This window comes from Calothrix anomala FACHB-343 (assembly GCF_014696435.1).
GTDB lineage: Bacteria > Cyanobacteriota > Cyanobacteriia > Cyanobacteriales > Nostocaceae > Aulosira > Aulosira anomala_A.
The window spans coordinates 21,291-34,939 of sequence record NZ_JACJQG010000060.1; the positions used below are offsets into that span (position 1 = coordinate 21,291).

Below are 13,649 nucleotides of genomic sequence, written 5' to 3' on the forward strand. Positions count from 1 at the left end.
ATTTATCAAGCGATCGCGATCGCACACCAAACAACCGAGAATATTACAGCTATTTTCAGGTAAATAGACCACACTGTAGGGGCACGGCATCGATAATCTTTTGGTACATACAATAATTTTACTGGTGCCGTGCCCCTACGACAGATGTGGTTCAAATAGGTGAAAACTGGTGAAAAACAGCGAGCGCTTTCATAACTCCATCATTCCACCTCAGAACATCAAACTTCGAGCTAAAAACAGGAACGTTCTCATTTGGAACATGAAACTTCGAGTTCCAAACAGGAAACTTCGAGCTAAAAACAGGAACGTTCTCATTTGGAACATGAAACTTCGAGTTCAGAACATGAAACTTCAAGCTAAAAACAGGAACGTTCTCGTTGGTAACAGGAAACTTCGAGTTCAGAAGACGGAAATTGGAGATAAAAGCTTGAATAATAAAGATAAGAACTAAAATTTTACTGTTCTGAGTAGAATTGAGCGCGAAGAAATGCTAAATTTTTACGCACAATAACAGCAAGGGGATGATCTAGCGCTAACCGATGATCCAAAATTTCCAAAGCTTGCACATACAGGAGTTCAGCTTGGCTGTGTTTTCCTTGGGAACGGTAAAGTTCCGCCAGATTGTTAAGGCTAGTTGCAACATTTGGATGTTCCTCACCCAGTAAGCATCGCCTTAGTTCTAAGGCTTGCACATACAGGGGTTCAGCTTGGCTGTATTTTCCTTGAGAACGGTAGAGTGACGCTAGATTGTTGAGGCTAGACGCAACATCTGGATGTTTCTCACCCAGCAAGCGTCGCCTTAGTTCTAAAGCTTGCACATACAGGGGTTCAGCTTGATTGTATTTTCCTTGGGAACGGTAGAGTGACGCCAGATTGTTGAGGCTAGTTGCATAATCTGGATGTTCTTCATCCAACAAGCGTCGCGTTAGTTCTAAAGCTTGCAGGTAAAGGGGTTCAGCTTGACTGTATTTTCCTTGGGAACGGTAGAGTGACGCCAGATTGTTGAGACTTTGTGCAAAATCTGGATGTTCTTCACCCAGCAAGCGTCGCCATAGTTCTAAAGCTTGCAGGTACAGAGGTTCAGCTTGGCTGTATTTACCTTGGGAATCGTAGAGTGACGCCAGATTGTTGAGGCTAGTTGCAACAAGTCGATGTTCTTCACCCAAACGTCTTTTTGTAACTTCTAGACACTGCTCAAACCAAGGTGCTGCTTGATCATACAATCCCTGACCAGTGTAAAATTTAGCGTTACCGAAGAAAGGCGAAATTAAATCATCATCACTGACATATTGAATGAGATTGTTTGCGACTTCAGCTATATGAGGTATAACGGGGGCGAAATTGTTAATTTGCTCAAAAGTAGGGGTTTGAGGAATATCTTTGGCAACTGCTACCATTACTCTACAAAAATAATGCTTAAATTCCTCTGCTTTATCTAAACCTGTCAACTTATATTGAAAAAACTCCCGCAGCAGGGGATGTAGTTGATAGATTCCCTCACCTTTGCGCTGAAGTAAATGCAAATTCAACAATTTATCATCTCTAATTTCTTCTAAATCTTCCCCGTCTTCCTCTGGTAAACACTGTTCCACCAAATTCCAAGGTATAGGCGCGGCTGCAAATAAACTCAATAAACACCCCAGTAGGGGCGGGGTAACCCCGCCCCTACAAGGCGCGTCTTCTAATTCTTGCCAACTCAACTCAAAAGCTTCTAACACACCCCGTTGTTCTCTCATGTCGGGTTCTGGTTTATTAAGCGCAGGTTGTTCTAGTCGCTTTTTCTCCAACCGTCGCCGCATTTCCGCGAAAGATAAATCTGGTTTCCGCGCCAAATACCGCCCCACCAACTCCAAACCCAAAGGTAAATATCCCAGCCACTCACATAACTGTAATCCTACCTGGGGGTTGCGTTGATTTTCCCGTTCAAACCTTTCTTTCCCAAGAATAGACTTTAATAATTCCAGCGCCGCCTCTGGTTGCAGTACATCTAAAGATAATGTTGCTATACGCCCCAACTGCTGACGGCTAGTCATCAGTACTTTAAACCGAGAAGATAAAGACGTAAAGTAAGGTTTCACTTCCCGATAATCAGCAATATCATCCAAAACCAGCAGCACTTCACCCTCACGCCAATTGCGAAAGCAATATTGTACTTGGGCGGAGAAATCTAAATCTTCGGGCGGGTTTAAATCAAGCTGAATTCTCGCAAACTGGACAATTTGCACACCAATATCCCCAGATTTTGGCAATAACCAGCAAATTCCCCCCTGATAACTGTCGCGCTGCTGGATTGCATATTGCAACGCCAATTCTGTTTTCCCTACACCACCCATCCCCGCAATAGCCGCAATGGCTACTTGTTGATTTTGCTGCAAAAGTTCGTGGAGTGTTTGCAATTCTTCCCCACGCCCAATAAATTCCCCTACCCCACTCAGGGGTAAATTTTGCGGTATTTCACTTTGGGAATGAGACTTTACCTGTTTCCCCACAGGCGGCTCTAGTCAATCAGGAGAATTATGATAGTTAATAGTAATCGGGCTATTGTTTACCCCTTGAAAGATGGGTGCTTTACTCTCAATATTTTGATAACCCTCGCCACCGTTAACATTCTGGACATTCTTGCCTTCCACCTTAGCAATATTAATTTCTTGGTTAATTTCTGTCGCCAGGGTTTTCACTTCCTTGGCAAATTGCGGATCTTTGTCCATTTCTACTTGCAAATAAGCAGCAACCACATCTAAATCTTCCTTGGAACCTTGCAGTACTTTTACTAGCGCCGCTTCTGCTGTTGGTGTCCCCCGGAATTTTTGCACAATCTTTTGACGAAGCATCTCCAACTTCTGCAAAACACTTTCTGTAGCTTTTTCGATAGTGGTTTCAAAAGCTTTGGTAAAAACTAAAGTAGCGATTCCCGCCGCAGTTAGGGTTACAGGCTCCATATTTTAGGCAAAAAATCCGAGATTATGCTGATGGAGATTGTAATCTAGCACAACTCATTTGCTAAAAATAATCCAAATTTATTTATATTTGTCTTAGCATTTGGGTTTAATGGACTTTTACTCAACAATAAAATCTCACAAATACATTTGCTCAAGCCATACTATATCTATTAACGCTAAAGTCATAATATGACTACCAACATCACAATCCCAATGCAAGCTGATAAATACCCTTTTGCGCAAGAACTGATTACTGACACGGAAGGTAATATCCGCAAAGTAGTCATAGATTTTCATGATTATCTACGGTTGCTAGAAGCTATTGAGGATGAAGGACTCATCTTAGCAATGAAGACAGTAGAACAGGAAATACCTCTAAACATTGATGAAGCATTAGCACAACTATAAACATCTAATTTGAGTTCTAAAAAAACGCTAAAATGAACAATAAAGCAATACAGCGACAGATAAAATATGACTACTAAAGAATTATTAATGCAAGAAATAGAAAACTTACCACCAGAATTACTCACAGAAGCACTTAATTTAATTAGAGAAATCAAAGCCACTCATACAGCAAAACATTCTCATACAAATAAATTACATGGTTCGACAGCTGAAGATTTACTAGAATTTGCCGGCACTTGGTCAGGTGATGATATTAAAGAATGTCTTCAGCTTGTACATGATACTCGACTGCCACTAGAATTTTAAGCATGTATTTACTTGACACAAATCATTGCAGTTATTTAATAGAAGGTGAAGCAAAAGTTGTCAATTACTTTCGGGAATTAGGAAAAGTGAGACTTGCAACCTGTGCCATTGTTGCAGGCGAACTCAGATTTATGGCTCAAAACTCCCAACAAAAAACTGCAAACCTCATCAAAATTAGAGCATTTCTTAGCCGCATAGATATTTATCCAATTGATGATGAGACAGCAGAGATTTACGGAGATTTAAAGACTGACATTATTAAAAAATTCGCACCCAAAGAAAAGAGTAAACGCCAAAAAACTCAACTACAAGAAATTGGTATAGGTGAAAACGATCTGTGGATTGCGGCTACAGCTTTACGCCATTCATTAATTCTCGTAACATCAGATAGTGATTTTCAAAGAATGCGTCAAGTCAGGGAATTTCCTGTAGAAAGTTGGATTTAATTTATTTAATTTAGGAGTCGTGTAAAAATAAGTTGAACAATTTAATATTTGTAGTGCGGGCATCTTGCCCGCGCGAGCAAGATGCTCGCACTACTTATTTTTACTTGATGCCTTACTTAATTTAATTTGCTAATTACTCATGAACAGCACATCACAACAGCAAAAAGCAATTACAGCCTTTGGTGATTTTGTCTCTACACCCCTAGACACCTTGCTACAACAGCATCTAGAAACACCAACAGAATCAGCAGTTTTGGCTTTATTTCACGATGTCGCTGCAAATGTCCCAGCTTACCAAGCTTTTCTCCAAGAACAGGGAATCGATCCCGCAACAATCCAGAGTTTAGCAGATTTTCAAAATTTACCCGCGATCGCGAAAAATAATTATATCTCCCGCTATCCTCTCACCGACTTGTGCCGCAATGGGCAATTATCTGAATGCGATATGATAGCCGCTTCCTCCGGTTCCACAGGTAAACCCACATTTTGGCCGCGTTTTTTCAGCGATGAACTACAAATCGCCACCCGCTTTGAGCAAATTTTTCACGACAGCTTTTATGCAGATACCAAACGTACCTTAGCAGTGGTTTGCTTTACCCTGGGTACATGGGTAGGGGGAATGTTTACCACTAATTGCTGTCGCTATCTGGCGAGTAAAGGTTACCCCATCACAGTCATTACCCCAGGAAATAATAAAACAGAAATCTTCCGGGTAGTTCAAGAACTCGGCGCAGGATTTGACCAAGTTGTATTATTAGGCTATCCGCCATTTCTCAAAGATGTCATTGATACGGGTATTGCTCAAGGTGTGCAATGGCAGCAATATCATATCAAGTTAGTCATGGCGGGAGAAGTCTTCAGTGAAGAATGGCGCAGTTTAGTTGCAGAAAGGATAGGTGCGTCAAATCCCTGTTATGATTTCGCATCCCTTTACGGAACTGCTGACGCTGGTGTATTAGGGAATGAAACACCCTTGAGTATCTGCATTCGCCGTTTTTTAGCTCAAAACCCCGATGCAGCCAAAGCCTTATTTGGTGAATCCCGTCTGCCAACCTTGATACAATATGACCCCATCAGCCGCTTTTTTGAAGTTGAGGATCGCACATTACTATTTTCCGGGAATAATGGCATTCCCTTGGTGCGTTATAACATTTTAGATACAGGTGGCATTATTAGTTATGATGCCATGCTGAAATTTTTAGCAACATGGGGATTCGATCCCATCCATCATCCAGATATCTGCATTGCATCTCAACCAGCAAGAGGGATTCGTCCCCTACCGTTTGTGTATGTATTTGGACGTTCTAACTTTACAGTTTCTTACTTTGGTGCCAATATCTACCCAGAAAATGTCACAGTCGGCTTAGAGCGATCGCCAATTTCCCAATGGGTAACAGGTAAATTTGTTTTGCAAGTACAAGAAGATGCAGACAAAAACCGCTTTTTATGCATAGTTGTCGAGTTAGCACCAGGAATTGAAGCTAGTGAAGATAAAAAACAAGCGATCGCATCTTCAATACTCTCCCAACTGCTGCGCCTCAACAGCGAGTTTGCTAACTATGTTCCCCCAGAATATCAAATGCCACAACTTGCACTAGCTCCCACAGGCGATCGCGAATATTTCCCCATCGGTGTTAAACATCGCTACACCCGCAAATCATAAAACTTAAGTTAACCCGATCAAAACTCAACTCTATCTCCATTTGAACAGAGAATGCGACAGATTGTAGAGGCATGGCACTGCCATGCTCTCTAGAATATATTGATGTGCCACTCTAGAGTGTTAAAGCTTAAGCTAACTCGAATGTATGCGTATCGGGTATCCCGACAAAGTTGATAAATAATTAGGTATTACTCATAAAATTTATAAAAAGTCATCACAACAGCTGGGTTTATTCTCTTAAATTGCATCATTCCTCAATCATCTAGATTCATAACACCGTAAATCCTTCATACTGCAAGCAGCAAAAATGATGTCTGCATGAAAGTATGACTTCCTGTTTCAAAAATTGATACATACAATAGACCAATATAATTTAATACCTTAAATTCTTGGGTTAGAGCGAAAAAAAGGTAGTAAAAAAGCAAAAATGCACTATGATGTAGTGTTTTTTTGGAAAAAATCAAATTATTGGCTAATTTCGTCACAAATATTATGCTTGCAATAACAAATGGTTAACAAAAAGTTAAATTTTAATTTTATTATATCTTCATATATTTTTCATTATTTCACTAAAATTACGATTATAGCAAATGTTAGATTTGTTGTTTGTGTTACTTCTTTATCCAGTAAATATACTTAAAATAGCAGATAAAGAGCAAATTCATGAAGCTTTTATGAATTTTATAAATTAAGTAATCTTACTTCCATAAAAATGCGTATACTTGATTTTGACATTGTAAAAAAATGGAATTTAGCTAGTAAATTCCTGGCATACATTAACTAAGATATGCCATCTAGCTGCAATATTTCATTTTTGTAAGCTCTACCCTTGTCCTCGTTTCATGCATGGCGATGAACATGTTTTCATCTGAACTATCAGGACATCATAAGAACTTTTACATGAAACTCGCTGAAACTACCTAGCAAAATTACAAAATCTATGAATTTCAGGTGTAAAAACATTCACCTGATCGTCTTGTATTTTGAAAGTTTTTGTTTTTTGTTCCCTGTTTAGTGGCTGTTTTCGTAGTTATTGTTTCTGAGCAATTTAAATGCTCTGTAACATTGTCAATAATCATGAAACCATTGCCATCAAATGAAAAACATTATTTTACCACCAAGATTTATCAATGTATATCTGAGGTTTTTTCTAGATAAGAAACATTTATGCTGTTTGAATAAAAATTTAGGATGACAGTTACGAAAAAAAACCAATGTTGAATATACTTGGCGATAAATCAACTGATAACTTATGAAAGACTCCAGTATTTTCCAGAAAAACTCAGGCTATAAATTTAGCACTTCTATAGATGATTTACGTGCACCTTCATACGTCAGAGTGAGAAAAGGACTGTGGCAACTGAGATTACTCACTCTCATCTCCATTGACTTTATTCTTTTATTCACTGCCTGTGTAATAGCTCAACGCCATTCTCTCTATGTAGAAGCTTTATGGAATAAACCAGGTATTGATGTACCGAAACTTGTGTTTGTCCCATTAGTTTTTGTGGAAATAATAACATTATTTCTCCAAGGTACTTATCAAGCAGGTAAAAAACGTTATGACTACTTTCGCATTATCACAGCTTTAACTTTAGCCCACGGCTTAATCCTACTGGTTGGTTTTTTATATCTTCCTGTAGTTGATATTCCCCGCTCATCTTTCATAGTATCTTGGTTGATGAGTATAGTTCTTGTCTGTACTGGTAGGATGATAGTTAACCTTCATCTTGCATCTATACGACGTAAATCTCTAGCATCTAACCATACTTACATTATCTGTGATTCAGAAAATAGTGAGAAAATCTTTGAATTACTTGAACAAGAAAAACGCTACATTATTCATGGAACAGCATCTGCTAAATCATTAGATAGAGCTAACCGTCAACAAACCATAGAGACCCTGAATAAATTGGGAGTATCGGAAGTATTTATTGCTTGGGATGCCATAAAAAATCGCCTCTTTTTATACTGGCTATTTCAAACCTATGGCATCACGATACATATATTACCAATGGAATTAAAACCAATTTATCGACATCTAACTTTAAATAAAGTAGGAGGAATGCCCTGTCTTAGCTTTGATTGTCCGGCAATTACAGGTAAAGACTTTTGGATTAAAAAGAGCTTTGACTTTTTTGCCACTATTTTATTTTTAATGTTCTTCTTCCCAGTTTATCTAGCGATCGCTCTAGCTATCAAACTAGACTCTCCAGGCCCCGTATTCTACAAACAAATCCGTGTCGGTCTACATGGAAAAGAGTTTAAAGTCTGGAAATTCCGCACCATGAGAACAGATGCAGATAAACTACAAAAAGAATTAGAGGCTCTGAATGAGACTAAAGATGGTATCCTCTTCAAAATCAAAGACGATCCTCGCGTCACCCGGATTGGTAAATTCCTCCGTCGTTATAGCCTAGATGAATTACCCCAACTATTTAATGTTTTGCTCGGAGAAATGAGCCTAGTCGGGCCTCGTCCTTTACCAAAAAGAGATGTCGATAAGTTTTTGGAACACCATTTCATTCGTCAAGAAGTACTACCTGGTGTAACTGGTCTTTGGCAAGTATCAGGACGCTCGGACATTTTAGATTTTGAGCAAGTAATTAACCTTGACGTTAAATACATTGAAAATTGGTCACTACAATTAGATTTTGAAATCTTAATCAGGACAGTCATGGTAGTTCTCAAAAAAGAAGGAGCTTATTAAAACTACCAGTTAATTATTATCTTGAATAAATGGAGAAGTAAATGAAAAATCCAGTAATTGCAATTGGTTTAGATGCTGGCGATCCCGTTTTAATAGATAAATGGATCTCCCAAGGATATCTGAAAAATATTAGTAAACTTCGTCAACAAGGAGCTTACGCTCATCTCAGCAATACAGCTAAATATTGCGGACAAACAACAGAATATGCAGTCACAGAAGGATTATGGGCGCAATTTGCCACTGGTTGTAGTTCCGAGAAAATTGGCTACTGGGATGCCCTAACATATAAACCAGAAAATTACGAAATAGATTGTAATTTGGAATTTTGTGGTTACGACTACCAAGAATATGCTCCCTTTTACGCCTTAGGAGAAAAATACAAAGTAGCAGTATTTGATGTCCCCGGTACAAGAATTTCTCAGGGAGTAAATGGCATTCAAATTTTAGGATGGGGAGGACATTTTCCCTCTGCACCTAGTGCATCTAGCCCCTCAGAACTCTTGAGCAAAATCGCTCATCAATATGGCGAAAACCCAATATTATATAACGATACTGGCATCTGGTGGGATAAAGATTACGTCAAATGGCTAAGAAAAGCACTCACAGAAAGTGTTAGCCGTCGTACAACAATTTGTTGCGACTTACTTAAACAAAACTCCTGGGATCTATATTTAACAGTTTTTGGCGAACCCCATACCGCCGGACACGACATATATAATTACAGCCAAGCAGATCACCCACTTTATCCGCACCTTAGTAAAAACGGTACGGTTCCCGATCCATTACTAGAAACATATGAAAACATCGATCTAGGAATCGGAAAAATCTTAGAACAAGCACCCGAAGACGCTTATATTCTGTGTTTTTCTTTGCATGGTATGGGGCCAAACTACAGTGATGTACCAAGTGCCGTCTTTTTAGCAGAACTACTTTATCGCTACAATTTCCCAGGTAAAGTTGCTATTGCACCTGGAAATCCACAAGTTCCTCCTCCACCTATGACTACTAACCCCATTCGCAATTCTTGGTTAGGGGAGATGTGGATGAAAAATTATGAGCCTAATCCCATCAAGCGGTTATTTAGACCTTGGACTCCTAGCAAGTTTTTATATAACGATCAAAATGGTTTGGCTAGTCCTTACTCGCTCCTAGAACAATCTGTTCCCTTTGGTTGGATGCCTGCTACCTGGTATAAACCTCTTTGGCCGCAAATGAAAGCATTTGCCCTACCAACCTTTGCTAATGGACATATCCGCATCAACTTAGAGGGAAGAGAACGAGATGGCATTGTTTCAAATTCCGAATATGAAAATATCTGTAACGAACTAACTCAGATTCTTTACCGTCTCAAAGATGCTAGAACAGGAAAACCTTTAGTTAAACAAGTAGCACGCACTAGAAAGTCGGCTACAGATAACGATCCCAAACATCCAGATTCAGATTTAATAGTTATATGGCACGAACATATGACAGATGTGGTAGATAGCCCGGATTTTGGACGAATTGGGCCTGTCACTCTATTCCGTGCAGGTACTCACTGGAATCGAGGGTTTTTCATGGCTAAAGGGCCAGGTATTACTCCTGGTTCTAGCTTACCAGATGCTGGATCTGTAGATTTAGCCCCTACGATTTTAGAATTAATGGGTGCGCCAATTCCCGATTACTTTGATGGTAAATCGTTGTTAAAAATTCCAGTTAATTATTAGGGTAAACATCATGAAGATGAAGCAACTTGGTAATACCAATGTTTATATCAGCGAACTTTCTCTGGGCGCAATGGGGCTGTCTTTAGTTAGCAAACCCCCAGAATCACAAGCAATTGCAACTATTCACCGCGCCCTCGACCTGGGCATCAATATCATTGATACGGCTGATTCCTATTGCATAGATGAGTCAGACAAACATCACAATGAACGCCTGATTTGCAAAGCTTTACAACAGTACAATGGCGATACCAGTCATGTTTTAGTCGCCACAAAAGGTGGCTATATTCGTCCAAAAGGTGAATGGGTATTTAACGGTAGTCCTGAACATTTACGCAAAACAATTCGCGAAAGCTTTGAAGCTCTTGGTGGTGAAAAACCAATCGATATTTGGCAACATCACAGACCCGATCCAAATTACACTATTGAACAATCACTTACTCCAGTTAAAGAAGCAGTAGCTGCTGGAATTATCCGTTTTGTTGGTTTGTCCAATTACTCAGTAGAAGAAATCAAACGCGCTCGTGATTTAGTTGAAGTTGTGGCTGTGCAACATCAATTAAATCCCTGGTATCGACATCATGAATTTGATGGCGTATTAAATTATGCTCAACAAGAAAAATTAACCTTTTTGGCTTCCAGCCCCTTTGGTGGTATTCAAGGTGTGCGTCGTACTAGCGCTTTAGAAAAACTCACAGTATTTACAGAAATAGCTGAAGCCAAAGGAATAACTGTATATAGCCTGATGCTCGCATGGTTAAGAAGTAAATCACCTGTAATAGTTCCTATTGTCGGAGCTAGTAGACCTACTAACATCGAAGCATCTGTAAATGCCTTAATGGTACAGTTATCTCCCGAAGAAGTTAATAGACTTGACCGCTCGGTTCCGTTTGATCACCTCAAACAAAAACTCAGATGGGTAAAAAAACAATTGCTACAATTTGTTCGCTAATTTACCCTGGTATTTCATCAATATTAAACTCAGTAATTTTGAAAATTAGCCAAGATGAAAATAAATTATGAAGTCGAATAGCAGCCCCGAAGTATCAGTTATAATTCCTGCCTATAATACATCAGGCTATATTGCTAGAGCCATAGAATCTGCCTTAGGGCAAACTCTCAAAAATATTGAAGTCATAGTGGTCGATGATGCTTCAACAGATAATACATTAGAAGTCATCAAAAGTTTTAAAGATGAAAGATTGAAAGTTTTTGTTAACCAAGAAAATCTAGGTGCTGGTGGTAGTCGCAATCGCGCCCTTAAAGAAGCTAAAGGTAATTGGATTGCAGTTTTAGATTCAGATGATTGGTATGCACCAGAACGCCTAGAAAGACTTGTGCAAGTAGCTTACCAAGAAAATGCAGATATGATTGCTGATGATTTATATCTGATTAAAGATGGTGAAGAACATGCTTGGAGTACCCTAATTAAAGAAAGTGGAGAGTACATACCAGAAATTAAACAAATTAACCCAGTATATTTTGTGAAAACAGATGTATATGGCAAAAAAGGACTACATTTAGGTATATCAAAACCTTTGTTTAAACGCCATTTCCTGATGCAAGAAAATATTCAATATAATCAAGGTATAAAAGTGGCTGAAGATTTTTGGCTAGCTTTAACTTGTTTAGTCAGAGGAGCGCGGTTTTCCTTAGTTCCAGAACCATATTATTTCTATCTGGCTCGCCCCGGTTCTTTAGTTTATACCAACAAAATAACCTTTCTGACTCAAAATTGCGCAGCTACAGTAACATTTATAGAAAAAGAGCAAATTTTGAGTAAATTACCACAGTTAGCTGATGCCTTGTCGGCAAATTATCGAGTTTTGCAAGATTATTTATCTTACTACAAAATTGTAGAACCACTTAAGGATAGAAAATGGTTAAAAGCTTTGAAAGAGATTCTATACAATCCTAAGTTTTTTCTGGATTTATGTTTAAAACTTCCTGGTATTATCAATCGCCGTATTCAGTTTTATATTTTTGGTAATCAAGCAGCATATGATATTTTTAGCTGAAAAATAAATCAACAATTATAGAGTCATTAATCTTTGGCAATTAAAGATAGCCATAAGCTTAATTTTTTGGTCACAGCTAGACATTTTTATTTATCTACCCATAACAAAAGGAAAAAAGGAGTTAGCAATGGAACCTAGAGGAAATAAACTAATAAGTCTGTACAAAGATAACTACCGCATCCCTGCGACTGCGGAAGTAACAGAAGAAATGATACTTAATCATTGGGAGTTAGAAAAGAACTTGACAAAAGAGCTTTTAGACTCAACTCAAGAAAATCGATGGGAAGTATTTGAAAAAGCCTATACTACTCTTTATAGTAGCTTAGACTGGCTCAACAGCTTTTCTGTAGACAGCACACCACCTGTAAGCAAATACGAAACCTGGTTAGGAATCCTTGGTTCTCCACCCAAGAAAATTTATGAGGTTGGTTCTGGAAAGGGAGAAATGATAGCATATTTCGCTAAATGTGGGTTTGAATGCAAAGCTACAGAAATTACTAAGGAACGTGGTTCAAAACATGTAACTAATTCATCAAATAACTTATCTTGGGGTAATTCTGATGGTGTACATTTAGACCAATTTGAACCTGCTGATTTTTATGATTTTGTCGTGTCTAATCAAGTAGTTGAACATTTTCATCCACATGATCTAATTACCCATTTTCGGAGCGTTTATAAAATTCTTAATCAACAGGGTAGTTTCATTTTTACTACGCCACACTGTCATACAGGGCCCCATGATTTGTCGTTGGTTTTTGGATATGACCAACCTCAATGTATGCATCTGAAAGAATATACTTATCATGAATTACAAGCATCTTTAAAACAGGCTGGATTCAAACGCATTTATAGCGCCGTGCCTGCTAAACTGAAGAAACTCTTATCAAAACTGGGGCTGGGAAATGAAAAACAAATCAGAACCATTGGCATTTTCTATTTCCATTTGATGTTAATTGTCGAAAATATTCTGTTTATAATCCCTAGCAAAAAACAACGCCGTGGTTTGAGTAAATTTCTGAGAAAAATCTATTTATTCGCTGATAATATATTCTTAATTGCTGAAAAATAAAAGAAATACAGATAGAATGATTCAGCGATTAATTCAATTTTTTAGCATAGTTATCAGAGGATGATATGAAATTAACAACTTAGATAGATCTAAAACAAAATTAGGTTAACCTCCGTGATTAATATCCAATTCATCTGAAAAATTAAACACCAAATACCCAAAACACTACCTCAACCTTATATCCAGAGAGTTTGACATAGTTTCAGATAGTTTCTTAATATCTTAATTTGGGTTTCAGGTGATTTTTTATTGGGAGCGTATCTACCATCCAATGCAAGGATTTGAAGTTGATTTTTTACACAAAAATATTGAATTCCCATCCAAAAAGTGAATTATATGTAAACATGAAAAATGTCTTGGACGCTAAGTCTTAACAACCATTAGATT

11 protein-coding genes are annotated in these 13,649 nt (G+C 38.3%); 9 read left to right on the forward strand and 2 right to left on the reverse strand.

Going from position 1 to position 13,649, the window contains the following annotated elements:
- Positions 1–455: 455 nt before the first annotated feature.
- Positions 456–2,414: a tetratricopeptide repeat protein gene (locus H6G08_RS27350; RefSeq protein ID WP_190548841.1), complete on the reverse strand. Its 1,959-nt coding sequence runs from the start codon at positions 2,412–2,414 to the stop codon at positions 456–458.
- Between the two features lie 87 nt (positions 2,415–2,501).
- Positions 2,502–2,939 (reverse strand): hypothetical protein, encoded by a 438-nt coding sequence (locus H6G08_RS27355; RefSeq protein WP_190548787.1) that lies wholly within the window; start codon positions 2,937–2,939, stop codon positions 2,502–2,504.
- Positions 2,940–3,128: 189 nt separating this feature from the next.
- Between H6G08_RS27355 and H6G08_RS27360 the strand changes: the two genes are divergently transcribed.
- The 9 genes from H6G08_RS27360 to H6G08_RS27400 all read left to right on the forward strand — a co-directional run bounded on the left by H6G08_RS27360 (position 3,129) and on the right by H6G08_RS27400 (position 13,262).
- On the forward strand, positions 3,129–3,347 hold the full coding sequence (locus H6G08_RS27360; RefSeq protein ID WP_242046295.1) for a RelB antitoxin-like protein: 219 nt from the start codon (positions 3,129–3,131) through the stop codon (positions 3,345–3,347).
- Between the two features lie 66 nt (positions 3,348–3,413).
- Positions 3,414–3,653 carry a DUF2281 domain-containing protein gene (locus H6G08_RS27365; RefSeq protein WP_190548789.1) on the forward strand — a complete coding sequence of 80 codons (240 nt, stop codon included), beginning with the start codon at positions 3,414–3,416 and terminating at the stop codon, positions 3,651–3,653.
- 2 nt (positions 3,654–3,655) lie between these two features.
- A complete protein-coding gene (locus H6G08_RS27370; RefSeq protein ID WP_190548791.1) occupies positions 3,656–4,099 on the forward strand; it encodes a type II toxin-antitoxin system VapC family toxin in 444 nt (147 codons plus the stop codon).
- 139 nt (positions 4,100–4,238) lie between these two features.
- Positions 4,239–5,762, forward strand: coding sequence for a phenylacetate--CoA ligase family protein (locus H6G08_RS27375; RefSeq protein ID WP_190548792.1), 1,524 nt, complete (start codon positions 4,239–4,241; stop codon positions 5,760–5,762).
- Positions 5,763–7,014: 1,252 nt separating this feature from the next.
- A complete protein-coding gene (locus H6G08_RS27380) occupies positions 7,015–8,472 on the forward strand; it encodes a sugar transferase (protein WP_190548794.1) in 1,458 nt (485 codons plus the stop codon).
- A gap of 41 nt (positions 8,473–8,513) precedes the next feature.
- Positions 8,514–10,178, forward strand: coding sequence for an alkaline phosphatase family protein (locus H6G08_RS27385; protein WP_190548802.1), 1,665 nt, complete (start codon positions 8,514–8,516; stop codon positions 10,176–10,178).
- A gap of 10 nt (positions 10,179–10,188) precedes the next feature.
- Positions 10,189–11,127 carry an aldo/keto reductase gene (locus H6G08_RS27390; protein ID WP_190548804.1) on the forward strand — a complete coding sequence of 313 codons (939 nt, stop codon included), beginning with the start codon at positions 10,189–10,191 and terminating at the stop codon, positions 11,125–11,127.
- A 67-nt stretch (positions 11,128–11,194) separates the two neighbouring features.
- Positions 11,195–12,193: a glycosyltransferase family 2 protein gene (locus H6G08_RS27395; RefSeq protein WP_190548806.1), complete on the forward strand. Its 999-nt coding sequence runs from the start codon at positions 11,195–11,197 to the stop codon at positions 12,191–12,193.
- Between the two features lie 127 nt (positions 12,194–12,320).
- Entirely contained in the window at positions 12,321–13,262 is a 942-nt protein-coding gene (locus H6G08_RS27400) for a class I SAM-dependent methyltransferase (protein ID WP_190548808.1), read from the forward strand.
- The last annotated feature ends 387 nt before the right edge of the window (positions 13,263–13,649 follow it).

Coding starts and splice junctions, on each gene's coding strand:
- H6G08_RS27375 (WP_190548792.1), top strand. CDS start 4,239: ATGAACAGCACATCACAACAGCAAAAAGCAATTACAGCCTTTGGTGAT.
- H6G08_RS27380 (WP_190548794.1), top strand. CDS start 7,015: ATGAAAGACTCCAGTATTTTCCAGAAAAACTCAGGCTATAAATTTAGC.
- H6G08_RS27355 (WP_190548787.1), bottom strand. CDS start 2,939: ATGGAGCCTGTAACCCTAACTGCGGCGGGAATCGCTACTTTAGTTTTT.
- H6G08_RS27360 (WP_242046295.1), top strand. CDS start 3,129: ATGACTACCAACATCACAATCCCAATGCAAGCTGATAAATACCCTTTT.
- H6G08_RS27365 (WP_190548789.1), top strand. CDS start 3,414: ATGACTACTAAAGAATTATTAATGCAAGAAATAGAAAACTTACCACCA.
- H6G08_RS27390 (WP_190548804.1), top strand. CDS start 10,189: ATGAAGATGAAGCAACTTGGTAATACCAATGTTTATATCAGCGAACTT.
- H6G08_RS27385 (WP_190548802.1), top strand. CDS start 8,514: ATGAAAAATCCAGTAATTGCAATTGGTTTAGATGCTGGCGATCCCGTT.
- H6G08_RS27370 (WP_190548791.1), top strand. CDS start 3,656: ATGTATTTACTTGACACAAATCATTGCAGTTATTTAATAGAAGGTGAA.
- H6G08_RS27395 (WP_190548806.1), top strand. CDS start 11,195: ATGAAGTCGAATAGCAGCCCCGAAGTATCAGTTATAATTCCTGCCTAT.
- H6G08_RS27400 (WP_190548808.1), top strand. CDS start 12,321: ATGGAACCTAGAGGAAATAAACTAATAAGTCTGTACAAAGATAACTAC.